The following is a 26,632-nucleotide window of genomic DNA, read 5'->3' on the forward strand; positions in this document are numbered from 1 at the left end:
CATAAAATAATCGTGCGTGACGGCGAGTTATCCGAGACAAAGGTTAACTGTATAGTCAAAAAAAGAGATGCTTATAAGCATCTCTTTTTTTTATTCATTTCATCATAAATAATTAAAATAAATTTTTTAAGCCTATTACCATCTATCGCTCAGTTACAACACTTTGCGATGAACTTTGCACCACGGGGCGCCGATGAGTGGCTTCAAGTGTGGAGAGGTCACCGTCCAGTGTTTTGAGTCCGGGGAGCAGCAAGGCTGCGCTGGCGCAGAGCATTGGAAGCAAGCCGGCGATGACAAAAAGTGCAGGCACACCATAGAGTTCAGCAATCGCGGCGCCGGCAAAAGCACCAAAAGGCTGTAAACCGCCACCGATTAAAAAACGGATGGAGTTGACTCTTCCTTGCAGATTGCTCGGAACCAGACGTCCATGGAGTGAAGAGCTTAAGGAGCCGAAGAAGGGGCCTATCGTTCCGGTGGCGAATACGGCGGCGAGAGCAAAAGAAAAACTAGGAAATAACCCCCATAATGTTGTAACTAAACCGATGGTCCCCAGACTGCCGAGCATGACAAACCGCCTCTTTTTAATTTCCCCTATCATGGAAATGACGCTTAGCCCGACTAAGGTTCCAAGTGCGAAAACTGTACTAAGTGTGCCCATCGTCGCCGCATCACGGTGGAGCACTTCGCGTACAAAAGGAACCATCATGGTCCAGACGGCAATGGAGCTTAGATTACTAATAGAGGCCATCATCATTATCGTAAGCATGGCGGGGAATTGTTTATAGAAGGTAAAACCCTCAGCTATTTCGCGAACGTAGATGGCAATGGAGAAACGGCCTGGAGCTGGGGAGGGCTTGGGTAGCTTCTGCAGGCACAGCAAGGTAGTGATGGCCGCAACGTAACATAACATGTTGATGCTAAGGGCTGGCAGCGCTCCACTGGCAGCGGTCAACGCCCCAGCCAGGGCGGGGCCCAGCAAGACTGCTGCACTTTTACTGCCATCGATGATAGCAAAAGCCCGCACCAGCTTCCGGCTATCGGCAACGCCGGGAATAACAGCCATGGCTGTTGGCATGAACAGGGCGGCGCAGGCCCCGCTGAGACCAGCGGCGACAAACAGATGCCACAGCTGCAGTTGGCCAGCCAGACCCATGCCAAGTGGCAATGCTATAGCCAGCAGGCGAATGGCTGCCAAGCAGGCCATAAAGCGTACCCGGTGGAGTCGGTCGGACAGCGGCGAGCCCAGCAAGCGCAGCAGCAGCTCAGGTATGCCGGAGCTGAGTGCGAGTGCTCCCATCGCTAGTTTGGAACCCGTCAGCTCATAGACGAGCCATTCCATAGCCAACAAGCCAAAAGCATCCCCAAAAGCACTTAAAGTTATGGTTGAGAGTAAACCATAATAGCTGCGTTTTATCATAGCCTGTTCGCTCCTTTCTTATATTTCTCGCATATACACTTACCGTCCTTATAAGGACGCTTAAGGCGTTTATGCTTGACTCTCTAGATATGACCCAATCTGTTGCGGTAGCCCATTTAAGGCTTCCAATCGCAGGCTATACGATGTGCTTTTAACGTTGGTATGGACAATGACCAGCCCTGCTGCGCGCAGCGCGATCAGATGGTAGTGGATTGTACTTTTAGAAAGTCCGACTTCCCGCACGATTTCCGTGAAATTCAACTGCTTGCCTGTAAGCAAACGAAGGATATACAGCCGCGTCTCATCCGAGAGTGCCCGGGTAAGGCGAAGTAGTGCTGGAGCAGGCCGGCCAGCTTCCGGAGGGAGAACATCACAAGAGTAGCTAGTGAACACGAATTCATCAAACATAGAGGTGGTGACCAGTGGGCGGGCATGATATTGCGGAATGATAATGACCTGCTTCAGACGTTCGGTTGGATAGAGGCGCATTCCGTCGGTTGCTGCTTCAAAGACTTCCATATCATTGTTCCCATTCAGTGTCGTTCGTCTTGACTCGGCTTCCTGTTCAAGCCCCTTGAGGATATTAGGGTCGATTCCATTGAAGTAACCCGCGTTCCATTCGCGCAGGATGTCAGAGGCAGTGTCCCTTAGCTCGGAAAGATTAGAGGGGACCGATTGGCCGAAACGTCCAGATATTTCATACAGTTCACCCGAAGTTAACCCATCAAACCAATCCAGAAAGCTGCTAACCGAACGTTCTACTGGACAGCACCAAATGTAGGGAGCCAAACTGAAATCATCAAGTTTCTTAACGACCTCTTGCATTTTACGAAGCAACATCGGGGCAAATCTTGCTTGGACTTCACGTACCCAGAGCTTACCGGAATCCATAGCAGTATGGTTCTGCTTGCTTAGAAAAGCAGTCATACTGTTCACACATTCATACATGGGGGCAAAATCGACTTCTACTTTATATTCCATGAGCTTCTCCATCCTTTGATTAAGTTACTGAAACATTAATTAGTTCTATAATTATAGAACTTTTTATTGGTTTTATTGTAAACGAACAATATTTCATTTTCAATAGCTTTTCGACTGAAAAACAAAAGAAATTTTAATTACGAAAAAAAGACAGTTCCGTTGGGCACATTTTGTGCATTAGGAACTGTCTTTTGATGTCTACACAATTTATATAATTTTTAGGAGTTCTGAGTAGATTGCTCAAATATAATCAATTGATTATATAAGTGTTAGGTTATATAATAAATCTGAAAATCAGATGAAGAAGGTGTTTTTAGATTTGAAGGAATTGCAGGGCATGAATGATTTGACTCAGGGTCCTATTATGCCTACCTTAATGAAATTAACGCTTCCCATTATTGCGACGAATTTCATCTCCACAACCTATGGCCTCGTCGATATGATTTGGGTTGGAAGATTGGGAAGTGGTCCTGTTGCCGCGATTGGCACGGCGAGTTTTTTCATTAATCTAGCGATTGCATTGTCGACTATGATTACGATCGGTACAGGGATTAAGGTTGCGTTTTGTATGGGATCTGGCCAGATAGAGAAGGCTAAATCATATATTAAGAACGGGTTTATGATGTCTATTTTATCAGGACTTCTCTATATGAGCTTAGTTCTGTTGACCAACAATCAGTTGATTGGTTTTTTTGATCTTGGAAGTGATGAAGTTGAACGGATGGCACGACAATTTTTAGTGATTTCGATCTTCGGGACGGTATTTTCCATCGTAAATACTTTGTTTGCCACACTCTTAAACTCGATGGGAAATAGTAAACAACCGTTTCAGATCTACTCCGTTGGTCTTATGGTTAATATCGTCCTTGATCCATTTTTAATTTTTGGCTGGGGCAGTTTTGAAGGTTGGGGAGTAGCGGGGGCAGCCACGGCAACATTGACAGCGAACATCTTAGTTACGGCTCTTTTTATCATAAAGACAAGAAAGTCAGAAATCATTTCGAACACATCAGCATGGGACAGTCGTCAAATGAAAGAAGTAATTCGTATGGGACTTCCGATCACAATCCAACGGGTCACCTTTACGCTCATATCGATCGTCATTGCTAAGATCATTGTACGTTTTGGGGCGGATGCGATTGCGGTGCAAAAAGTAGGGATTCAAATTGAATCTATTTCTTATATGACTATTGGAGGACTACAGGGAGCTATTGCTGCCTTTTTTGGTCAAAATTATGGAGCACGCCGATTGGACCGTATAGGGCAGGGATATCGTAAGGCTTTGATCTTAACCTCCATCTTTGGCGTGATCATATCGCTTATATTTATTGCGTTCCCGCAGCAGCTATTTTCCTTGTTTTTATCAGATCAGACAAGCCTGGAATTAGGCACTGATTATATGCGCATCATTGGCTTCTCACAATTATTTATGTGTATGGAATTGATGACAGTAGGTGCTTTTAACGGCATTGGCCAAACTCATATCCCGCCAATCTTCAGTATTATATTTACTGCACTGCGAATTCCACTAGCCTTGATTTTATCCGAACCTTTTGGCCTGAATGGGGTGTGGATGTCGATTGCTCTAAGCAGTGTTTTTAAAGGGGTTATTCTTGTGTTCTGGTTTAGAAGATCTTTATTCAAAATGAACAAACAGCAGATAAACTACTAAGCAAAGGATGATCGTTGAAATGGCTTTATTAAATCGTAAACTCATACAGCTTCTAAGGGATAACCATTTGAATAAGGAGCTTTTTCACGGCGAATTTGGACTGGAAAAAGAAAATGTCAGAGTGGATCCAGAGGGAAGACTGGCGCTGACACCACATCCTAAAGCTTTTGGCAACAAAATGGAGAACCCGTATATTCAAACCGACTTCTCAGAGAGTCAAATTGAAATGGTCACCCCCTCTTTTGATTCTATTGATGAGACTTATAACTTTCTGGAGGCGCTGCAGGATATTGTGTCGCTTGAGCTCAAGGAAGAATATCTGTGGCCAAGTAGTAATCCTCCGAGGCTACCGAATGATCAGGACATCCCCATTGCCAAGATGGGTAATCCGATTGAGGATGAATACAGACATCAGCTAGCAGACAAATACGGTCGCAAAAGACAATTGCTGAGCGGAATCCATTACAATTTCTCTTTTGATGAACAATTTCTGAGACAGCTTCATGACATAGCAGATCCACAGGTGAGCTTTAAAGAATTCAAAGACGCTACCTACTTAAAAATAGCCCGTAACCTATTGCGGTACCGTTGGCTTCTTATCTATTTAACAGGCGCCAGCCCTGTTTTTGATAAGACTTATATGGAACAATGTGTAGCTCGCGGGGAAACAGATGACGACAAAAGCTTTTATTATCAGAATATGAATTCACTGCGGAATAGTGAATGTGGGTATCGAAATGAAAAACCTCTTTATGTATCTTTTGCTTCGTTAAAGGATTATGTTCATGATTTACAAGCTTTGATCGAATCGGAAGAATTATTAAGTGTAAAAGAGTTTTATAGTCCGGTTAGAGTGAAGACAGCAAGAGGCAAACACCCTTTAGAGGAACTGATGCAAGATGGGATAGCTTATTTGGAGCTTCGGTTTATTGATTTGAATCCACTCTACAAAATAGGAATCGGCAAAGAAACGATGATTTTCATTCATCTTTTTATCCTGTATATGCTGCTGAAGGAGGACGAACCGTTCGGAGTAGAGGATCAGAAGATGGCGAATCTTAATCATGATCAACTAATCATGGAAGGAATTAAGGGATGTTTGCATGATTACGGGGATTCATGTACAACGATGGAGCAGCAGGCATTAAGTTGTATTCATGAGATGCAGGATATGATCCAACTGTTGAACCCGGAGAATGTAGTGTTTTTGAACGTATTGCATGGAGCTAAGAATAAAATTGTAGAGCCAGACCGGAGTTTTGCAGCTATTGTGAAGTCGGAAGTTCAACAATCCTCTTTTGTACAATACCATCTGAATAAAGCTAAACAATATGCTAAGGAAAGTCTTGCGAATGGATACCGTTTTGTGGGATATGAGGATCTGGAGCTATCTACACAGCTTCTTTTGAAGGCAGCGGTTAAACGTGGCATTAAGTTTCAATTGATCGATCGGGAAGAGAACTTTGTAGTTCTTACGCAAGGTGATCATAAAGAATATATTAAGCAAGCTACGAAGACCTCCCTTGATTCTTATAGTACGGTATTAATCATGGAGAATAAGATCGTTACGAAAGAAGTTCTTAAACAGCAAGGCATTCGTGTTCCCGCAGGAGAAGCTTTTCGAAATCTGGAAGAGGCAATGAATGCGCATGGCACTTACCGTAACAAGGCTATTGTGATTAAGCCCAAATCAACCAATTTTGGACTCGGCATTACTATTTTTACAGACGACTTCTCTAAAGAAGATTATCAAAAAGCCTTCGAAATCGCCTTCGAGTTTGATCGAACAGTGCTACTAGAGGAATTCATGACGGGTAAAGAATATCGTTTTCTTGTCATGGGTGATGAAGTAGTCGGAGTATTGCACCGGGTTCCTGCAAATGTGATTGGAGATGGTGTACATACGATTGAACAACTGGTGCACGAGAAGAATAAGGATCCGTTAAGAGGTCGTGGGTACAAGACTCCACTTGAGAAAATTCAGATCGGTGAAGCAGAAGCGATGTTCTTGAACAACCACGCTCAGGCTTGGAGTGATATTCCTCCATTAAACGAAGTCATCTATCTTCGGGAGAACTCTAATATTAGCACGGGTGGTGACAGCCTGGATTTTACGGATGAGATCCCAGAAAGTTATAAGGCTCTGGCGATTCAAGCGGCTAAAGCTGCGGGCGCTACTTTTTGTGGAGTGGATATGATGATTGATGACATCAAGGAAGAAGCCAATGATACGAACTATAGCGTTATTGAGATTAACTTTAATCCAGCGATTCATATTCATTGTTATCCTTATAAAGGGAAGAACCGAAAGGCGGATGAACGGATTCTGAATCTATTATTTGGGGAATAAACAGAAGCTCAACCAGTACCTTTGGTTGAGCTTCTGTTTTTAAAGGGGCAATTCGCTCCCTCACCCACTACATGTTCATGTTAGGAGTTACCCGCAGCTGCAACGCCACTAAAGTTTCTGGCTTGGACATTATTAAAGGGATCTGTTGCAGCTGTATTTGTGAAGATCTCTGCTGTGTACTGAATTTGACCTGTTGCGACAGCCGCTGGTGCTGGAATATCTACTGCTGTAAAACCGAAAGCTTCATTTTCTCTGCTGATCGCAACCCCAAATGTCGTGGTGAAAATGATTATATTCACCTCCTAGAAATAGAATATGATAGAAGGAGAGTTAACTCTTGGATTTGCTATATAATTCATCAGCTACCTACTTGCATGGCTTGATGATCAAGTGTTAAATGGAAGAAGGCTTAGAAGTTTAAGGAAAGGCGGGAGCTATTATCAAACATAGGAATAAGTCTAAAAGGATATTATTGATTTCATTGATGCTGTTGGCAGTAGTTATCATTGGTGCGGTGGTGCTTGGGGAACGCGGAGGAATAATGAGTAAATCCGAGAGCTCTTTCAAAAGCCCTGCTGAGCCATCGCCCCTTATCATTACACATGAGAATAGTACAGATGCTATAGAGAATTATGTCATTCTAAAGACGAGCTGGAATGGAGCGGACTATGATCGGGCTTCCTTTTACTATACGGCTTGGCATAGTGAACCTGCGCTTCTAACGGGGCTGCATCGTTTGAAACCAGGGGAGAAACTGCAGGTCGACTTTGGAGATTACGCACCGAGTGAAGTCACAGTAAAGATGGCCTATCTAACTGAGAGTTTTGATGAATCGCAGCTTCCAATTGTAGAAGTTCCTGTAACACTCGTCGAAGGGAAATATGAATTTGTGAACCCTCCAGCATACACCAGTGATATTCCCACTTCGGGTCGCGTCTTTAGTGTTATAGCTAGATGGGGTGAGAACAGCTGCGAATTTGTCTTCGCATCAGATGGCAAGTTTGATAACTATGAATATGATTTGTGAGGTTAGTCGAAGATAAGAGATGTTCTAAAGCCGGTCCGGTTTTGGAATATCTCTTTTTTTGTCTCGATTTTAGACAAATCTAACGATGTGTCTATTTTTTAGACAATGTACCGTTATTGTCTAGTTGGGGAGGACTGTTAACCTGATTAACCATTTAGGGCTAAGTTTAATTAGATCGAGAGACGGATGAGAGAATACCCGTTTTTAATATTATGAAAACAACTTTAAGACGAGGGAGGAGTGAGCGTCATAGGTACAGAAACGGAAGAACTGAATTATGATGACATTCAAGGAATCGTCTTACAAGAACGGCCTACCCCCTACGTAGGAACCTATGTATTGCTGTCTATCGATCATCAACAGGACGGGAAAGTGATGCTGAAGCGGCTTCTCGACGAAGTGACGTCAGCCGGACAGTGGAATAATCCTCACGAAGGTGCTTGGGTCAACGTTGGTTTTACCTATCAAGGACTCCAGAAGCTGGGGATTCCCAAGGAGTCACTCAACAGCTTCGACCTGGAGTTCCGGGAGGGCATGGCTGCCCGGGCAGCTAAGCTAGGGGATGTAAACGAAAGCAGCCCGGAGCACTGGGAAGACCCGCTGGGTACTGACAAAGTCGATGTGGCGCTTGCTCTGTTCGCGCCCACCAAAGAAGCGCTGCTTCAAGCAGAAGAAGCGGCCCATCGAATCCACTGCGAACTGAATGGTGTATCCGTCGTTTACCAGCTGGATGTCGGAATGAATCCTGACGGACGTACTCATCTGGGCTTCATGGATGGAATCAGCAATCCGAGAATCGAAGGAAACCATATACCCAATGCGGTGGGGCAGGAAGCGGAGATTAAAGCTGGTGAATTCCTGTTCGGGCATTTAAATGAATCCGGCACTATAACACAGGGACCACAGCCGGCAGAACTTGGCCACAATGGAAGTTACCTCAGTTTCCGTAAATTGCATATGAGGGTCGCGACTTTCCGTCGTTATTTGCGGGAGCATGCGGATAATCGGGAAGAGGAAGAACTTTTGGCCGCTAAAATGGTAGGAAGATGGCCGAGCGGAGCCCCTTTAAGTCTGGCTCCTGAAGCAGATGATCCGGCACTGGGCGAAGATGTCAGCCGACGGAACGCATTTACGTATGGGGATGATCATAAAGGGTTGAAATGTCCGGTAAGCTCGCATATCCGTCGTGCATTTCCCCGAGACAGCTTGCAGGATTCGGTTGTTAATGTGAACATTCACCGGTTGCTCCGGCGGTCAACGATGTATGGCCCTATACTGCCAAAAGGTGTAATGGAGGATGATGGTCAGGATAGAGGCCTTATTTTTGCAGGTATATGCAGCTCGTTGTCCCGCCAATTCGAGTTTATCAAGAGCGATTGGTTAAATGGAGGCAATTTCGCGGGCATGTCAACCGAGAAAGACCCTATTACCGGTAAGAATGAGGGGGAAGGGATGTTTACCATTCCGGACAAACCTATTCGCCACCGGATGAAAGAAATTCCAAGTTTTTCAATCACCAAAGGCGGGGAGTATTTCTTTGTTCCCAGCATGACTGCATTACGGTGGATGGCAGAGTTGGATCAACATATATCTAAGGAGGAATTAACATGTTAGAAGGACAAGATCAGACTAATCCGATTACAAGCGCTGGACGTGCCGGCCTGCGGGAAGGTGAAATATCTGAGCTTACCATCATTGCGCCGCTTAAAGAAGGTGGGGCGGATCGTCTCCGTGAGAAGCTGAAAAAAAGCGCATCAAGACAAGCCGAAACGATGGCGAAGATCGCGACCGTTCACGACATGCGCTTCGTAATCTTTGATAACGACACCCGGCTGTTGTTCGCGACGGCTTATGATGGCGACTGGGATAGCTATATCGATGATTTTGGAACTGAAATTCCAGAGTTGTTGAATAACATGTTTAATGAAGTGAAGGATTTTCCGGGAATTGAATCTTCGGAAGCGAAAGATTTCATCGCTAACCATCAGATCACTGCATCTGGCTGGTACAGTGCTTATCCCGATGCCACGGTCAGAGATATTTGGCGCGGACAGCGAATTACGAAGGCCTGGAATGACCTGCTCGACGCATCACAAAGCTAAAAAACTAGAAAAGGGGGCCTTGTCCCCTTTTCCTTCCTGATAAATTACAAAGAGGTGAACGAAAATGAACAATAATAAATCAGTGTCGTCTGAACTCGCAGAAGAAGCGGTAAACTCCATTGAGGAGGTAGCAGGCAAATATCCGGGTTATCGACGCGCGCACGCCAAAGGTGTTGTCTACCAGGCGGTGTTCACCCCTAACGGCCAAGCGGGTCCTTTAACAACAGCTGCACATTTGCAAAATCAAGAGATGCAAGCTCTCGTACGCTTCTCCAATAGCTCGACTAATCCGTCCATCCCTGATGTTTTTTCGCCTGCAAAAGGAATGGCGGTTCAGTTTGTATTGCCTGATGGGGGCGTGACAAGTTTGGTGACAATTACATTGCCGATCTTTTTTGCCAAAACACCGCAATCCTTTATTAATATCTTACGTACAATTAAAGAAAATTCGTTTGAGGGAGCGACCATTGCAGACAAATTCAAAGCCGTTATGGAGAAGTATTCGGAAAGCCGGGCTGGGCTTCAAGCCGTGAAAATGCTGCAACCGCCACTCAGTTTTGCAACCAACCTTTATCATTCCATTCATGCCTATTACTTCACCAATGCTGCTGGCGAGCGGCGGGCTATTAAATATGAGTGGGAACCGGAAGCGGGTCTGCACTTTCTGGCCCAGGAAGAGGTGGAGAATCGATCTCCCGATTATTTGGAGGATGAACTAATCGAGAGACTGTCCAAAGGTCCTGTGGCGTTTCAATTGACAGTAATCCTCGGGCAGGAGGGAGATCCTACGGATGACCCGGCGTCTGCTTGGCCTGAAGACCGGGAACGGATTGTTGTCGGCCATTTGTCGATCACCGGCGTGGCAGACGAGAAGGCTCAAGAGTACGTCTTTGATCCGACAGTTGTACCTGCCGGCATTGAATGCTCTGAAGATCCTATTCTGAACTTTCGTCATGATGCCTATGCGGAGTCACATTCCCGTCGAAGTATTAATCAGTAAGCATTTATTTTATATTCTATGAATATGATCGGGCTGTCCTAGAATGTCTGCCGACATCCTTAGGGCAGTCTTTTTAGGTATGTCTTGTGACACTCTTGTAACAGAGATTGGCTACGATAGGTTACGAGGTGAGAGAATGAAGAAGTTTAAAGGATTTATCGTATTGATTTTGTTGGCAGTCGTAGGATGCAGTGCAGCAATACCACAAGCAAATCTTGAACCGGAGAAGGAGGTAAAGAAAGAGGTCAATGAGAAGATCGCTTTCTGGGATCAACAGCGTAAAGGAACAAATTTCATGAATTCCAAATCTATACCCGAAAATTATGATGCAGCGAAAGAAAATAATATAGAGTTCATTCGACTTGCGCCAGATAAATGGGCAAAAGATAGTGATTTCCTGTTTAACGATCAACCGGATGCTACTCCAGATAAAGACTTTTTAATAGGGAATGCAGATAAATACGAGGGGCTTGTTGAGGATGATTTTACAGCGTTAAAAGCAGACTTGGATGCAGCCGAGGCGCGGGGTTCAAAAGTAGTGCTGACAGTCCTTAGTCTGCCCGGAGATCGGTGGCGGCAGTTTAATGATTATACAAATGATGATCGAATCTGGAAGGATTTCAGTTATCATGAACAAGCGGCAACGTTTTGGAAGGATCTTGCGGAAAGATTAAAGGATCATCCTGCGGTGGTCGGCTATAATCTTATTAATGAGCCACATCCTGAACAAGCTACTGGATTTAATGATTTCTGGACAGAGGATTACAACGAATGGTATAGCTCAGTGGAGAATACTCCGGCGGATTTGAATCTTTTATATGAGACTATTGTGACAGCGATTCGAACCGTAGATACGGAAACCCCTATTATCGTCAATTCTGGTCTGTATGCTACACCATGGGCCTTTAAATATTTGAAACCCATCAATGATGCGAATGTATTATATGCTTTTCATATGTACGAACCCTACGAACTCACCAGCCAAAATAAGAAAAAAGGCTTAACCTATGAATATCCTGGAACAGTTAAAGTAGGTGAGGAGAAGACGGAAAAAGCATTCAATAAGAAAGCCTTAAAGGATTTTCTAGAACCTATCGCACAGTGGGCAGAAAAAAATAACATCCCTGCTAATCGTATTGTCGCTGAAGAATTTGGCACGAACCGGCTTGTAAAAGGTGCAGATCAATACTTGGCTGATTTAATCTCGATTTTTGATGATTACGGCTGGCACTGGGCGTTTTATGCATTCCGGGAGGATACTTGGGATGGCATGGATTATGAACTTGGCACTGAGCCACCAACCTGGGAGTATTGGGAAGCGATAGAGAAGGGTGAACAGCCTGATCGAAAGACAGTCGATAACCCGATATGGAACGTACTGACGAAGGGGCTAGAGAAGTTGCAATAACGTAGCATGAAAATATATGAAAAGGTGAAACCTGTAAAGGATTTCGCCTTTTTCTTCTGATAACTATAGGAAGGAGAATCTACTTTGAATATTTTAATTGCGGATGATGAGAAACACATGACCACTATATTGAAGACTTATTTTGAAAAAGAAGGCTATAACGTTTGGACAGCAGCGGATGGTGAGGAAGCGCTAGAGCTCTTTTTTTCCAATAGGATTGATCTTGTGGTGCTGGATTGGATGATGCCTAAGCGAAGCGGGCTTGAGGTTTGTAATGAAATCAAGAAGGTTAGTTTGGCTAAAGTTGTAATGCTGACCGCAAGGTCTTCCCATGATGATGAATTCAGTGCCTTGGATATAGGAGCAGATGAATATATAAGAAAACCATTCGACCCAAGGATTTTGATGCTTAGAATTAAAAAAATGCTAGGCACTGAAAAAGTGGCTGCGATTAGGGATTTAGAAATCGATTTTGAGCGGAAGAAAGTGTACAAGAATGGGGCCGAACTGGCGTTATATAAAAAAGAATTTGAATTGCTAACCTTCCTGTATGAGCATAAAGGACGTATTTTATCCAGAGATGCCTTATTGTCTGCGGTTTGGGGAATGGATTATCTGGGCGAAGAAAGAACGGTAGATACGCATATTAAGAGGCTGCGCGATAAAATTGGGGCTGACCACGTGATCACGCATAGGGGAATGGGGTACAGCTTCCATGATAAAAATTCATAAAATAAGTACGAAGTTATTGATCATGGTGAGCATTATTTTGCTGATTGTTTTTGGTACGTCTTATTTCCTGCACAACTATTTCTCAGCAGATTATTACCTATACAAAATGAAAACCAAGATCAACACCATTTATGACGAAGTAAAGGATCTCCGTTTGGATCAACTCATGGAAAATGAAAGCAGGATCGAGAACAATAATAACGTAACGATTGTTAGGGTTGAAAACAGTGGAAGTACAGCAGAAATTAACGAAAATATTCAATTTGCGTTGTTTAAAGATAAGGTGGCACTTAATAAATTTTGGATCACAGATGAGGTATTACAAAAAGTAAAACAAGGCAACAGGGTTAATCTTTTATTTAATCAGGGCAAATTGAAATCGAGTCTGTTAACGAAAATATACGAGCAGGATAGCAGTCTAATCCTCATAGGAACTGTGGTTGTGCACAATACAGATGCCTTGACCCTCGTAAATCAATTCAGCTTTTACTCCATTCTACTGGGGATTATTATCAGTTTGCTGTTAGTGGCTTATTTTTCAAAAAAGATCATTACACCGTTAGAACAATTACAGGATGTCGCGAAGGATATATCCAATCTCGATTTTAAACAAGTGACGATTCAAACGGGAGATGAAATCGAAGAGCTCTCGAAAAGCATCAATCAGATGAGTCAGCGTCTAAAGAGCACCCATGCCAAATTGGAGGAGAAAAATCAAAGTTTAAATACCCTTATCTCAAGCATTTCGCATGAAGTGAAAACACCATTATCCTTAATCCAAGCCTATACGATTGGCATTCAGGACGGTCTGGATGATGGCACGTATACGGATATCATTTTGGAGCAAGTGAAGTATACGTCGGATATGGTGGATTATTTAATTAAATTGTCCAAGATCCAGAAGTCAGAAGTGCATAAAGAGCCTTTTGATCTTAAAGAGCTTCTGCTAAAAGTGATCTCACAATATAATATTACGTTAAAAAATAAAAACATAACCTTAATGAGCGACTTTCATTCGCTTGAATCCTCTATCGTTGAAGAAGATATCAGCCAAATTGAGATAGTATTCAACAACTTAATTAGTAATGCCATTAAATATGGTGAAGAGGATTTTTTTGAAATAAAACTAGGGAGTGACACTACGCGCACATTAAAATTCACGATCTCCAATAAAACCACTCGCCTGAAAACGGAGCATTTAGCGTATATCTGGGACCCATTCTATGTAATTGAAGAGTCTCGAAATAAAGAAATCTCCGGTACTGGACTTGGTCTGTCCATCGTCGCGGAGATTCTTGGCAAAAATGATCTGAAATACGAGTCCAAATTAGAGGACTCATATATTAGTTTTAGTATTTGGTTTGAAGTTAAGGAGGGAATTTTGGAACTGTAGGAGCGTTAGCGTTCGCCTGAAAGCTTTCCGAAGGAAAGCTCGCATCGGAAGCATAAGCTGTCTCCGGATGTTATCCGCTGATAGCGGTAAAATCAAAAACATCTGGAGACAACAGCGACCGAAAGTCCAACATTCCCGCAGTTACGCACAACACCTTTTCCCTGAGTGCCTTTAATTTAACTTCAATAGCGCCGCATTATCAATAAAAGTAGCCGTATTAAAAAGCAGCAAGACATCCTTGATATCATTTTGAGCCATATAATCACTGATGTTTCCATTATAATAACGGATATCGATCACATGGATTTCAGGCACATGCTGAGTCAGGAAAGGAATAACGCTATGTGCATAAGAGTCCTTGATGACGAGCAGTTTTTTCTGTTTGACCGTTGTTGGATCAAGCTGGCTGGTGATTTTCATGAGCGCATGTACGCCCCCTAAGAAATAAGAGTACTTATCCTTTTTCTCCAGATAACTTAGGTCATACATACTTGTTAAAGTCTCACCGGTATCTTGAATGTACATTTGGGTGGATACCTCATGATTAGGTTTGTACATTTGAATGGAATCAGGTGTGACCCCGATAAATTGCCCCCGGGTATGATAGCTTCCGAGAAATGAATTACTCACAGTCTGAATCTGGTATTCGCTCTGGGACAGAGGCTGCCAGCCCATGCTTTGAGCATAGGCTACATAAGCTAAGTAGGCACCGTAGGTTGTCCAGTGATGGTCGGTCCGATAGTAAATGGGATCTGCGGCATGTGGGCTAAGAACATCAAATCCATTTATAAAAGTAAGGCTATCTCCTACATCCTTAGCTATTGTTTGATTCACCTCAGCTTGCAAGTAGACAGGAGCTAACCAGGGTAGACGTTCCTTGTACAAGCCAACCGATGTCGGTGCGAGTAAGAAAGTGGTGTTTGCATCAGGATTGTTATCGGCAAAGCGTTTCACAGCTGCTGCATATTGCTGAACTTTAGTGTAATCAGGTGCTGCGAATTTTTCGAAAAGATAGCCGTCTTTTCCTTTATAGATTCCGTTATTCTCTTGCTGTAGCCTCATCTGTTCCACCGCCGATTTCACCCATACCCATTTGGCCCGAAATGGAAAATGATCAGTTACAAAGCTTTCGGCCTCTTCCGCATAGGTGTGGGATAATAAATTGTCCCATGTCAGATGGGGGGCCTTTTGCAAATACCGGTTCTCAAGCTCAGAGAAACGCTGAACAGGCAGTAAGAAAAAGAGGATAGCGACCAGAAATAACGTTGCAACAAATCCCCCAACCAGGATTCGATCCGTCTTCTGCTTCATAAACAATCACCCCCTAATGGTTAGAACCGGAAATATAAAAATGGATTAAAGGTTGCATCTACTAAGTAGGCAACAGATAGGAAAAATAACACGCCATACCAAACAAGAGCAGGAACCGATCTAGAATCTATCCGCTTGGAGAGCTTCACAGGTGTAGAGGCAAAGGTTAACACCACGAGTAGAATTGCGTTCGTGTAAGTGAAGTATAAAGTGGTGTTATTCCATAACGGCTGTCCATTAAAGCCAAGCATCGCTTGTAAGTAGCCAATGACCAGAGGAAGTTCTTCAAAAGCGAACAAGACCCATCCGATGAGTATAAGTACTACAGCATATAAATGTCTTGTCCAACGGGGGAGGCGGCTTAATAGCTTTAATCCCCACCATTTTTCAAAGATAAGAATGACCCCGAAGTATAATCCCCAGAGCAGAAAATTCCAGCTGGCCCCGTGCCAGATACCCGTGAGCAGCCATACGATGAGGATGTTGCGCACTTGAACGCCTAACCCATGGCGGTTGCCTCCAAGCGGGATGTAGACATAGTCACGAAACCAACTGCTAAGGGAAATATGCCATCTTCGCCAAAAGTCAGTAATACTCTGAGAGATATAAGGTTTGTTGAAGTTCTCATTAAAGCGGAAGCCGAACATGAGACCGAGACCAATAGCCATATCCGAATACCCGCTGAAGTCAAAATAGATCTGAAAAGCAAACGCAATAACCCCAAGCCAAGCGGTAAAAGCAGGCAGGGAATCTAGATTGGAGCTAGATATGGTGTGCCAGAGCAGACCGATGTTGTTGGCGAGCAGTACTTTTTTGGCTAATCCGATTATGAATCTCCGTACACCTTCTGCGAACATGGGGATATCGACCGTACGTTCACGTAGTTGCCCGGCAATGGTGTTATATTGAACAATCGGACCTGCTACTAACTGTGGAAACAGGGCTACAAATGTACCGAAATCAATCCAATTGCGTTGTGCTTTCGTAGTTCCTCTATAGACGTCAATAATGTAGGACATGGATTGAAAAGTATAAAATGAAATCCCAATAGGTAAAGGTAAATCCGTTAAAGGAATATGTGTACCGAGGAGTCCATTTATATTTTGGATGAGAAAATCTGCGTATTTAAAATACGACAATAAGCCTAGATTAATAATGACGGAACTAACCACAATCCACTTGCGCTGCACCGCAGTCAGCTTTGGTCTGCTGAGAAGTAGACCAAAGCTGTAATCTGTAATGGTGGACAGCAACATGATTACAATGTAGACAGGTTCGCCCCAAGCATAAAAAAACAGGCTGCTTAAAAACAATATGAGGTTTTTGATTCGCCAGGGCGAAACATAATAGAGCGCTAGGACAGCCGGCAGGAATAGGAATAGGAAAAGTAGGCTGCTGAATACCATGGTTATTTATTTTTCTGTGAAGTAAGTATCGAAGTCTGCTACGAGTTTATCTTGATCCGCAGGATCAGCAATAACGAACAGGAAATAGTTACCCTTTTTAATAAGTTTATAGTTCTTGGCATTTTCGTATTGATCAGGCAGATAGGTTTCGAATTGTTTTTGAACATCTGTTGCACGCGCTTTGATGGCATCCTCAACAGTAGTCATATCTTTTACATCTTTAACTTTCAGAACGGCGATTTCGTTAGTTTTCACATTCATCATAGGCATTCTAATGCTATAATCTTCAAGCAATTCTGGGTTGAGATGATATAGCTGTTCGACTGTAGCCGCATCAAGCTCCATTAATGATGGCTGCTCTACTTTGCTCAGCATTTGATCGACCATTTCTTTTGCAGTTAGATTCGTTTCAATGGCAGCTCCATTGTTACTGTTGTTGCTGGAACAGGCGCCAAGCACCACACTTAGTACAATGGTTAACGCTAGCATGAAGGTATGCTTTTTCAACTTAGGTCACTCTCCTTGATGTATTGTCTGAATTTCTCTAGTTACTAACGTATATAGTCGATAGAATGTTGCGCTGGGTACTTACTCCGGATACTTTACCCATATTTTTGCGGAAATATGATATTCATATGAATTCATGCAAAGATCTTCCTCTCTTAGCTTGCGCAATGGTTGGTTATACTGTTACTGTAAGATAGATAGTTTTTAATAGAAGGGGATTGAACGGAATGATCGAAGAACTGAACAATGAACTACCGGAGAATTATGAGGAATTAAAGAAAGCTGCCAACCGCTCTGCGGATTGGAGAGCGCGTCTAGAAGCAGTTGAAGAGCTGGGACAGACCAACCACAAACAAATTATCGATATCCTGACGCGTTTAATGGAGAGCGATCCTGTATATACAGTTCAAGAAGCTGCTTACCTTAAGCTGAAGGCTTTTGGTGAAGACGTTAAGGTGCCATCGAAGAACAAGCCTGAACTAGTTAAAGGCGTATCCAAGATCCTGCTGAGAATTAAAAAGAGCCTGCCAAGAGATCATTCTTACGAGGACTTCAAAGAGAAGCTGAAGAAGATGAGAGTTGACGTGTACGACGCTTATGAAGGTGAAAAAGGCGCTGACTTCGATACGTGGCTGATGAAGATGTGGACTTCCGCAAATAAGTAAAGGATGACAATATGCACACCAATAAATTGACAGAACAATTTCAAGAATACCTTAAGCTGTCCGCAGAATTACGCCCTGATTATATTGCCAGCTTGGGCAAGGGTGATAACGAAGCAAAGATAACGGCTGTTTTGCCGGAGACTCCTGAACTGCTGAAAGCTATTTATAGCACTGTCTCAGGGACAAGCAGTGAGGAAGAGGAACCAAGCCTTATCGAATTTATTCCAGGGTACCGCCTGATTCATATGGATGAATATGAAGAGGAGATGAAGGTATTAGCTGGGATATTGGAGGAAAAAGGTCAACATCCTGATGGAGTTATCTTGCCTATCTTAACGAACTATGGCAGTGATTTCATTTGTTATTATAAGTCTGCTGAGGGTGTGGAACAGGTATGTGACCTGCTCCATGATTTCGGCGATTTAATTGTGATGTATGATTCGCCTGATAAATTCCTAGAGACCTTATGCGAGTTCTACAAGCAGGAGGTTTATTTCCTGGATGAAGAGGGCTACCTCGATTGCGATTTAGTATTAGAAGGCGAAGTTGGTGCGGCACTGAACCCGGATGCGAAATATTGGTCCGAGTAACGGCCTGATGCCAAATAAACAAGAGCAGCAGTCCATTATGGATTGCTGCTCTTGTTTATTTTTTAATAAGGTGAATTTTATATGGCTATGTTTATTCCTGCGCAGCTTGGTTCTCCTGCTCACGAAGCTCTACTCGCCGTATTTTACCGGAGGTCGTCTTCGGAAGATCCTGAATAAACTCGATTTTGCGCGGATATTTATAAGGGGCTGTCCACTCTTTAACATGGGATTGCAGCTCTTTTACAAGCTCTGGTGAACCAACAATCTCATCCTTGAGCACGATAAATGCTTTAACAATGTGCCCACGGATCTCGTCTGGACTGGCTACGACCGCACATTCCTTGACGGAGGCATGCTTCATCAATGCTTCTTCTACCTCGAAAGGACCGATAGTGTAACCTGAGCTAATGATGATGTCATCTCCACGACCCTCGAACCAGAAATAACCATCTTCATCCTTCTTTGCCCGGTCGCCGGTTATGAAGAATTCGCCGTGTGTGGAGCTTTCTTTTCTACCGGGATCTTTGTAATAAGTGTGGAACAGGGCTGGCATACTCAAATGTACGGCAATATCACCAACCACTCCAGCAGGTAGTGGCTTACCGTCTTCGTCCACAACCTCGACTAAGCCGGGTGCGATTGATTTACCCATAGAACCAATGCGTATTGGAGTATCTTTGAGTGTTCCGATAATTAGGGTGCTTTCCGTCTGGCCGTACCCATCACGGATTGTGATATCGAATTCACGCTGAAAGGTGTTAATGACCTCTTGATTTAATGGCTCTCCGGCAGATACTGCACAGCGCAGGGTAGACAAGTCGTAACGACCTAAGTCTTCTGTTTTAGCCATGAGACGATATTCCGTTGGGGTGCAGCATAATACTTGAATTTTGTGATCCTGCAATAGCTGCAAATATTTTTTGGGATGAAAGGATCCACTATATACAAAACCTGTAGCTCCGTTGCCAAGAACGGTTAAGAAGGGACTCCAGATCCACTTTTGCCAGCCGGGAGCTGCTGTTGCCCAGACGGTGTCAGATCCTTGAATATCCAGCCATTGAGGTGAGGTGATCCGTAAGTGAGCATAACCCCAGCCATGACTATGAACGACCGCTTTAGGGTTGCCGGTAGTACCTGAGGTGTAAGCGAGAATAGCCATATCATCCCGGCGGCTTGCGACTGCTGTAAAGGTATCTGGTTGTCCAACCATCAGACTTTCTAGATCCAGCCAGCCTTCACCGAGTTCGTCTGAGCTGCCAGATACGGAAAGACGGTAATCGAGAGCAGGAAGATCCTCTGAGATTTTATTCACTTCCCCGGTTACTTCGGACCAAGCAATAACGGCTCTGGCTTCAGAATGGCGCAGGCGGTAGGATAAATCTTTGGCACGCAGCATTTCTGAGGATGGAATGATGGCAAGTCCTTGTTTCAGACAAGCTAAATAGATGACATAAGCGATGATGCGGCGTGGAACCATAACAAGAATACGATCCCCTTGTTGCAGCCCAAGCTTCGCAAGTCCTCCGGCCAGCCGGTTAGCTTGTTTGCGTAATTCACCGTAAGTAATTTCCTCATAATCTCCTTGCTCATTTAACCACTTAAGCGCAATCTTCTCAGGAGCATGGCTTTCCATTTCCGAAGTGAGATTGTAGAACTCAGGTGCGATCCATTGCTGATTATCCAATATGAACCTCTCCTATATCAAACAAGATGTGTATAACTGTTCTATTTAGTATATCACGTTATCCTAGTACCAGGTACTAGTACCTTGAGTTCTTAATGAATTTCGGGTTAAGATAATATGTGTAAGGTAAACTTATAATAGACCACAAATCCAGAAAGTGAGAACTTATGTTATGAATCACACAACTTTTGATGAAATATTCGCTATTATGGAAGCCTCATTTCCTACTTCTGAGATCAGAACCTTTGAGGGACAACAGGAGTTATTGGACGTTCCAGATTATCGTCTCATTACCGAGATGAATTCTGAGGGTAAAATTGTTGCTTTTATGGCCTGCTGGGAGTTTCCCGGCTTTCGTTTTGTAGAACATATAGCAGTCGACCCGAGCATCAGAGGTGGAGGAATTGGCAAAAAGCTGATGACTGAATACATCAGTCTATCTAACAAGCCTGTCCTTTTGGAAGTTGAGCGGCCACTGGGTGAAATGGAGCAGCGGAGAATCGGCTTTTATGAGCGGCTGGGCTTTCATTTGAACCCTTACGATTATGTGCAGCCTCCTTTGCGTGAAGGAAATGAAGATTTACCACTCTTAATTATGACTTACCCTAACCCTGTTGATGAAGAAGAATTCCAACTTTATAGAGAAATTTTATATTCAGAAGTGTATAAGGTTACAACTCCGTATCAAGGTTAAAGCCCTCAGCAATCCGTTAATTCCTTATGGGATAAGCGGGTTGCTGTTTTTCTTATACAAACCAGAGCTCCAGATGAATAGTTTCTTTACAAATTGGGTACAAGTTAAATACAACTTAGAGACATATTTCTTTAAAACTTGAGCTAAAGTAAAAACCGAGATTGATCTTCTAAGGAGGCATAACATATGAAAAGTAAAAAGTTCATTATAGCAACGATGGTATTTGGGATGGCAATTACAGGTTCGGCTGGTGTGTACGCAGGAACTAAGCTGCAAAAAATCACCGCATACCTCAATCACAGCATTGGATTTAAAGTGAATGGTGCAGCTTATACGCCTGTTGATAATAAAGGTAACACTTTAGCTCCGATTACTTATAACAATACAACCTATCTTCCTGTACGTGCCTTGGCTGATGTGTTGAAGGTGCCAGTGACTTTTGATGCGGCAGCGAATCAGGTCATTCTGGGTACTGGAACTGTGGTGCCGGATAAAGATACATTAACACCAGTACAGTACAGCAACGCTCAAAAAGAACAAATTTCTAAAGCTTTTGCAAATTTCGATGGGTTTAAAACGGTTTATGCACCAGCACAAATGGTGAGTGGTGACGCTTTTCAAAAAGCAGCTAGCTCTGAAGATGGAGTGTACTTTTTGTTCGACCATATGAGGGTGAACGTTTCTCCACGTGACTACTCCTATGATTACAAAGGCGATACCGTAAAGCTTTCCAATGGTACAGAAGCTAAGTGGTACAGCCCTACCAGCGATTCATTGTTTTTGACCTATAAACTGGATGATCGTTTTGTGACGATTAGTTCTCCAGACAAGGCTTTGAGCAAGGCGCAATTAGAGAAGGTAGCCGTGAATGTGGTGAAATGGAGTAAATAACTCCTTTAAAAGCAAAGCTCAATTTACAAAAAGTAAAGCAGCAAGTCACTCCGATCCGGGAGGGCTTGCTGCTTTTTTTGTTTTCGTGTCTGCGTGTTCTATTTACTGTGCTGTTTATTAGGCAGCTTTTGGCTTGGTGTTCCTTTACCGTGATTCTGTTTGTTCTTTTCTGCTTTCTTCTGGGTGTCGTGTACTTTGTCTACAAAAGCCTGAGTATCGTCCATGTTTGTCCTCCTTGATCATAACCTTGCCGTTACTGTAACCACTTTTGCCTGATTAAATACACAAGCCGTTTTTACAAACTAGTGGATCAATCCGTACATTGTGAAAATATTTAGTAGTTACTATGAATGGATGCAAGCATTTCATAATAACAGTAAGGGAGACTGATTATGAACAGGTTATTAAAACAAGCAGTATCCATGACACTAGCCTTCGTTATGGTACTGGGACTTACATTTACAGGAATGCCAGCTTTTGCAGAAGACAGCAATGAGGATGCTGGATTACTGCAATTACAAACGCTAGAGCCAATAACACTACTGGCGGGCAATTCTACATGGAAATATCTAGATAACGGAACGGATCAAGGTTCGGTATGGCGGTCTGTTTACGATGATTCTACATGGGCATCAGGCCAAGCGCCGCTTGGTTATAAAGATTCTGGGGCCGGAGTCAGCAGCAAGCAATTTGGTGCTCTGAATACAAACATAAGCTACGGCACGGATAAAAAGAAGAAATATCGTACTTCCTATTTCCGGACAAATGTAACTGTGAATAAGGAAGAAATTACGAAATCGGATAAAGTATTAGGTAATTTTGCATTTGATGACGGAGTAGTGCTGTATCTGAATGGTGCAGAAATCTACCGCGAGGCTATGCCAGCTGGTGAAATCGACTATCAGACACTTAGTACAACTAATGGCAGTGATCCAAATGAGTATACAAAGGTTGACCTAACGGAAATCGTAAAAGCCAATCTGAAGGATGGAAGTAATGAGCTTTCAGCTGAAGTTCACCAGACGGGCGACACTAGCTCTGACCTTTATTGGGATATGAGCCTGATTGCTTATCCTGTAGTGGAGACAGTAGAACTTGGAGTTGGGAAGCCTGATTCTATCGCAATTACTTTTAATGGCAACCCGCAGACTAGTATGGGATTCAACTGGTATGCACCTGAAAGTGTGACTGGCACCAAACTGGAAGTAGTAGAAGCTTCTAAATTGGAGAATGGCCAGTTTCCTGCGGCAGGCGCTCAATCTTATGAAGGGACATCCGTTACAACTAGTGTGTATATGACAAAAGCGGATAAATCAGCTAAAAAACCAGTTGTGCTAACCAGCCATAAGGTAATAGCGGATCATCTGCAGCCGGGAACGGAATATGCTTACCGTGCTGGGGATGGACAAGCTGATAACTGGAGCGACGTAGGAACTTTTAAGACAGAAGGCTCCAGTAATCAGGCTTATAAATTCTTATATACAACGGATTCCCAAGGAACAACTGAAGAAGATTTTGATATCTGGAATCATACCCTTCAAGAAGGATTAGCTAAATTCCCGGAAAGTGAGTTTATCCTGAATTCTGGTGATTTGGTGGATAACGGTGATATTGAGGAGCAATGGGGATGGTTTTTCAATAAGCCTAAGGATATTTTAGCGAATATTCCGTTGGTTCCTTTGGTAGGCAACCATGAAAGTAAAAATTATAGCAATTATAGCGCTCATTTTAATTTGCCGAACGTATCGAATACAGGTGCGAAACCTGATGGTTCTGTATATTCTTTTGACTACGGTTCAGCACACTTTATGGTAATTAATACAGAATATTATGGTGCAAGCTCAAATCTTGAGAATAACGAAATTTACAATAAACAAGTGGAGTGGCTTCGTAGCGAAGCGGCAAAAAGCAATCAGAAATGGAAGGTTGTGCTTCTGCATAAATCTCCTTATTCCGTTGCCAATCACACCAATGATACAGATGTACTCTTTTACAGAGCGCAATTAACGAAGGTGTTTGATGAGCTTGGCATTGACATGGTAATTGGCGGGCATGACCACACCTTTGCTAGAAGCTATCAAATGTACAACAACAAGCCATTGACGGATATTGTTCCGGACTCAAACGGAGTAGTAACTGATCCTAAAGGTACTTTATATCTGATTACAAATGCAGCGGGCAATAAGAAATACAACGTAGCTTCAGGAACATTCCCTTTTGCAGCTAAATACGGACAGCCTGGTAAGGAAATGTTCACGGGGATGACGGTAACGAATGATGAGCTTTCTTACGAAGCCTACACCACAACAACTGGTGGTTCTACAGACTTGTATGATAACTACAGCATTCATAAATCGGAAGTAGCAGTTAAACCTGTGCAAAATGCAAAGGCTACTGCAGCAGATGGTGGTAAAATAACGTTGACTTGGGATGCGCCAGCTTCCGGTGCACCATTGTCTGGATATCGTATTTATGAGCAAAATGATCTGGTATCGGCAAATTGGACGGTCAGTGTTCCTAATGAAGAAGGTAAAGCTTCTTATACTTACACTGTAGAAAATACTAATCCAAACCAAACCTATCAATTTGTTATCAAAGCTGTAAGTGACAGAACAAATTCAGAAGCTGCTATCGCTTCAACGGATTCGATTAAAAAAGTTACGGTTACCTTTAATGGCGACCCAGTGAGTGCAAAAGGCTTCACTTGGTACACAGCGTTGAAGTCTACTGGAAACGATCTGCAGGTTGTAGAAAATACGGGCGTTACTCCAGACTTTGCTAAGGCTTCTGAGTTTACAGGACGTTCGGCGGTTTCCAGAAATTCAAAGGATGAATTAGTTCATAAAGCGGAAGCTTCTGGCCTGAAAGCTGATACAAAATACTACTTCCGTGTAGGTGATAAAGCACTAGGCCTGTGGAGTACAGTGGGAACTTTTGTAACTGCCGCTAAGACAGGAGCATTTACTTTCATCGATTTGGCTGATACACAGGCTAAGACCGAAGATGAAGCGATTCTTTCCGGTGAAACGATGGCAAAAGCACTTACGACGTTCCCGAATGCTGAGTTTGTGGCGATTAACGGAGATATCGTGGATACCGGAACTAATGAATCCCAATGGAATTGGTTGCTTGGTCATTCGCAAGACACCCTGCTTAACACGACAATCGTGCCAGTAGCAGGGAATCATGAGGATAAGGCAAATGCCTTCTATGAGCACTACAATATTAAGGAAGCACCGGGCTCCGCAACAGAAACAGGAGCTTATTATTCCTATGACTACAGCAATGCTCACTTTGTAGTCCTGAATACAAATGAGAATTCCGATGAATTTGCTAACTTCAGTCAAGCACAGTTGGATTGGATGAAGGCTGACGTAAAAGCAGCGAAAGCTGCTGGTGCGAAATGGATTATCGTAACTATGCATAAAGGTCCATACACAACCTCTAACCATGCTACTGACAAAGACATTATGGGTACAAATGGAGAAAGAGCGAAGGTTGCTCCAATGATGGCTGAACTGGGCATTGACTTGGTTCTTCAAGGCCACGACCATATTTATGCCCGGACCAAGCCAATTAAAGCTGATGGAACTGCGGCAGACACAGTGAAGATCAAGGAAAGCTTCAAGGGTCAAACTGTAGAGTACACAGTAAATCCAGATGGAACGATCTATCTGATCCCGGCTACAGCGGGAGCGAAGGTTTACTACAAGAACATGAAACCAGAATTGGGAGATGCGTATTATAATCTCTTCGAAGTAGCAAATGAGAATACAGCAGCTAAATACGGACCGGACCCAAGTGATGCTACGCGTCCCAAACGCGGTCAAGTTCAGACCTTTGTAGGTATTACTGTAGATGCTGGTAAATTAACAGCTGTATCTTATGAGATCGATCAGAATATTAATGATGCTAAACCATACGTTCTGGAAGAGTTCGGTATTATTAAGGAAGCAGATCCTGAAGTAAACCCAACACCAGAACCGACAACAACGCCGACAACAGCGCCAACGACAGCACCAACAACGGAACCTACAACGGAACCTACAACGGCGCCAACAACGGCACCAACAACGGAACCAACAACAGGATCATCAACAGGACCAGTGACAACAACAAAACCAACAGCAACACCAACGCCAACAGTAGCACCAACAGCTACACCAGCACCAACAACGGTGCCTACACCAACTGCAACACCAGTAGTCAAACCATCATTGACGGATACTGGCAGCCATTGGGCAGCAGCGGCTATTGAGAAAGCAGTAGCAGGGGGCTTCGTTAGCGGTTATCCGGATAATACTTTCCGTCCTAATCAGAAAGTAAATCGGGTTGAATTTATCACTATGCTGGCTCGTGCCCTGCAATTGCCGGACAGTGGTAGCACTTCAAGCTTTAAAGATTCAGCGAAGATTCCGGCATGGGCTAAGTCTTTTGTAGCTCAGGCAGTAGCTTTGCAAATTATCAGCGGCTATGACGATGGTACCTTCCGTCCTACGCAGGAGCTTACTCGCACTGAATTAGCAGTTATGGTTGTTAGGGCTCTGGGTATTACAGTAGATCCAAAAGCGACCTTAACCTTCAATGATGCTAAGGATGTACCCGCATGGGCAGTGCCATATATTGCAGCAGCAGCAGCAGAAGCGGGCATTGTGAATGGCATAGGACAAAATCGTTTCGCACCTAACCAGGTAGCGTCCCGGGCCGAAGCAGTAACAATCATTCTGAACCTGCTGGAGAAGCAAGGAAAGTAACTAAATCGGATGGTTTGAAAAAAGATTGCCTCAAGGTCATCGTTGATG

At 43.5% G+C, this 26,632-nt stretch carries 22 protein-coding genes; 14 read left to right on the forward strand and 8 right to left on the reverse strand.

The annotated features are described in order from the left end of the window. Positions 1 to 142: 142 nt before the first annotated feature. Positions 143 to 1,417 (reverse strand): MFS transporter, encoded by a 1,275-nt coding sequence (locus NSQ55_RS04065; protein ID WP_339171432.1) that lies wholly within the window; start codon positions 1,415 to 1,417, stop codon positions 143 to 145. Between the two features lie 69 nt (positions 1,418 to 1,486). Next, positions 1,487 to 2,398 carry a winged helix-turn-helix domain-containing protein gene (locus tag NSQ55_RS04070; protein ID WP_076130090.1) on the reverse strand — a complete coding sequence of 304 codons (912 nt, stop codon included), beginning with the start codon at positions 2,396 to 2,398 and terminating at the stop codon, positions 1,487 to 1,489. 319 nt (positions 2,399 to 2,717) lie between these two features. Between NSQ55_RS04070 and NSQ55_RS04075 the strand changes: the two genes are divergently transcribed. Continuing rightward, entirely contained in the window at positions 2,718 to 4,070 is a 1,353-nt protein-coding gene (locus NSQ55_RS04075) for an MATE family efflux transporter (RefSeq protein WP_339171437.1), read from the forward strand. Between the two features lie 19 nt (positions 4,071 to 4,089). After that, entirely contained in the window at positions 4,090 to 6,420 is a 2,331-nt protein-coding gene (gshAB, locus tag NSQ55_RS04080) for a bifunctional glutamate--cysteine ligase GshA/glutathione synthetase GshB (protein ID WP_339171439.1), read from the forward strand. 80 nt (positions 6,421 to 6,500) lie between these two features. Here gshAB and NSQ55_RS04085 read toward each other — a convergent pair whose 3' ends face one another. After that, entirely contained in the window at positions 6,501 to 6,719 is a 219-nt protein-coding gene (locus NSQ55_RS04085; RefSeq protein ID WP_339171441.1) for a hypothetical protein, read from the reverse strand. A gap of 173 nt (positions 6,720 to 6,892) precedes the next feature. On the opposite strand from NSQ55_RS04085, the gene NSQ55_RS04090 reads away from it, so the two are divergent. From NSQ55_RS04090 to NSQ55_RS04120, 7 genes are all read left to right on the forward strand, one after another. Next, entirely contained in the window at positions 6,893 to 7,447 is a 555-nt protein-coding gene (locus NSQ55_RS04090) for a hypothetical protein (protein WP_339171443.1), read from the forward strand. A gap of 240 nt (positions 7,448 to 7,687) precedes the next feature. Further along, on the forward strand, positions 7,688 to 9,061 hold the full coding sequence (locus tag NSQ55_RS04095; RefSeq protein WP_248549452.1) for a Dyp-type peroxidase: 1,374 nt from the start codon (positions 7,688 to 7,690) through the stop codon (positions 9,059 to 9,061). Next, positions 9,055 to 9,549, forward strand: coding sequence for a hypothetical protein (locus tag NSQ55_RS04100; protein ID WP_111502622.1), 495 nt, complete (start codon positions 9,055 to 9,057; stop codon positions 9,547 to 9,549). Before NSQ55_RS04095 ends, NSQ55_RS04100 begins: the two co-directional genes overlap by 7 nt. 64 nt (positions 9,550 to 9,613) lie before the next feature. Next, positions 9,614 to 10,549, forward strand: coding sequence for a catalase family peroxidase (locus tag NSQ55_RS04105; protein ID WP_339171450.1), 936 nt, complete (start codon positions 9,614 to 9,616; stop codon positions 10,547 to 10,549). Between the two features lie 136 nt (positions 10,550 to 10,685). Further along, positions 10,686 to 11,957 (forward strand): cellulase family glycosylhydrolase, encoded by a 1,272-nt coding sequence (locus NSQ55_RS04110; protein WP_339171453.1) that lies wholly within the window; start codon positions 10,686 to 10,688, stop codon positions 11,955 to 11,957. An 84-nt stretch (positions 11,958 to 12,041) separates the two neighbouring features. Continuing rightward, entirely contained in the window at positions 12,042 to 12,689 is a 648-nt protein-coding gene (locus NSQ55_RS04115; protein WP_036684906.1) for a response regulator transcription factor, read from the forward strand. Further along, positions 12,673 to 14,082, forward strand: a complete 1,410-nt coding sequence (locus NSQ55_RS04120; RefSeq protein ID WP_339171455.1) for a HAMP domain-containing sensor histidine kinase — start codon at positions 12,673 to 12,675, stop codon at positions 14,080 to 14,082. The genes NSQ55_RS04115 and NSQ55_RS04120 overlap by 17 nt, the downstream gene beginning before the upstream one ends. A gap of 171 nt (positions 14,083 to 14,253) precedes the next feature. On the opposite strand, the gene NSQ55_RS04125 is transcribed toward NSQ55_RS04120, so the two are convergent. Genes NSQ55_RS04125 through NSQ55_RS04135 form a run of 3 tightly spaced genes read right to left on the reverse strand, consistent with a single transcriptional unit; the run spans position 14,254 to position 17,306 of the window. Further along, a complete protein-coding gene (locus tag NSQ55_RS04125; protein ID WP_339171458.1) occupies positions 14,254 to 15,393 on the reverse strand; it encodes a DHHW family protein in 1,140 nt (379 codons plus the stop codon). Between the two features lie 20 nt (positions 15,394 to 15,413). Beyond that, positions 15,414 to 16,799 (reverse strand): MBOAT family O-acyltransferase, encoded by a 1,386-nt coding sequence (locus NSQ55_RS04130; protein WP_339171462.1) that lies wholly within the window; start codon positions 16,797 to 16,799, stop codon positions 15,414 to 15,416. A 6-nt stretch (positions 16,800 to 16,805) separates the two neighbouring features. Then, positions 16,806 to 17,306 (reverse strand): DUF4358 domain-containing protein, encoded by a 501-nt coding sequence (locus tag NSQ55_RS04135; RefSeq protein ID WP_036684911.1) that lies wholly within the window; start codon positions 17,304 to 17,306, stop codon positions 16,806 to 16,808. Between the two features lie 227 nt (positions 17,307 to 17,533). On the opposite strand from NSQ55_RS04135, the gene NSQ55_RS04140 reads away from it, so the two are divergent. After that, the gene (locus NSQ55_RS04140; protein WP_036684913.1) at positions 17,534 to 17,971 is read left to right on the forward strand and encodes a HEAT repeat domain-containing protein; all 438 of its coding nucleotides are present in this window, start codon (positions 17,534 to 17,536) and stop codon (positions 17,969 to 17,971) included. Positions 17,972 to 17,982: 11 nt separating this feature from the next. After that, positions 17,983 to 18,561 (forward strand): SMI1/KNR4 family protein, encoded by a 579-nt coding sequence (locus NSQ55_RS04145; RefSeq protein WP_076305196.1) that lies wholly within the window; start codon positions 17,983 to 17,985, stop codon positions 18,559 to 18,561. Between the two features lie 91 nt (positions 18,562 to 18,652). Here the strand turns inward: NSQ55_RS04145 and NSQ55_RS04150 are convergent, their stop codons facing one another. Next, complete coding sequence (locus tag NSQ55_RS04150; protein WP_076276998.1) at positions 18,653 to 20,248, reverse strand: AMP-binding protein; 1,596 nt, start codon at positions 20,246 to 20,248, stop codon at positions 18,653 to 18,655. 169 nt (positions 20,249 to 20,417) lie between these two features. On the opposite strand from NSQ55_RS04150, the gene NSQ55_RS04155 reads away from it, so the two are divergent. Continuing rightward, positions 20,418 to 20,939: a GNAT family N-acetyltransferase gene (locus tag NSQ55_RS04155; protein WP_036684918.1), complete on the forward strand. Its 522-nt coding sequence runs from the start codon at positions 20,418 to 20,420 to the stop codon at positions 20,937 to 20,939. 186 nt (positions 20,940 to 21,125) lie between these two features. Further along, on the forward strand, positions 21,126 to 21,830 hold the full coding sequence (locus NSQ55_RS04160; RefSeq protein ID WP_076130101.1) for a hypothetical protein: 705 nt from the start codon (positions 21,126 to 21,128) through the stop codon (positions 21,828 to 21,830). Between the two features lie 98 nt (positions 21,831 to 21,928). On the opposite strand, the gene NSQ55_RS04165 is transcribed toward NSQ55_RS04160, so the two are convergent. Continuing rightward, positions 21,929 to 22,054, reverse strand: a complete 126-nt coding sequence (locus NSQ55_RS04165; RefSeq protein ID WP_051491363.1) for a DUF4023 domain-containing protein — start codon at positions 22,052 to 22,054, stop codon at positions 21,929 to 21,931. Between the two features lie 168 nt (positions 22,055 to 22,222). Between NSQ55_RS04165 and NSQ55_RS04170 the strand changes: the two genes are divergently transcribed. Beyond that, entirely contained in the window at positions 22,223 to 26,584 is a 4,362-nt protein-coding gene (locus NSQ55_RS04170) for an S-layer homology domain-containing protein (protein WP_339171474.1), read from the forward strand. The last annotated feature ends 48 nt before the right edge of the window (positions 26,585 to 26,632 follow it).

Origin of the sequence: Paenibacillus sp. FSL H7-0943 (assembly GCF_037963265.1) — a bacterium.
Lineage (GTDB): Bacteria > Bacillota > Bacilli > Paenibacillales > Paenibacillaceae > Paenibacillus_AQ > Paenibacillus_AQ odorifer.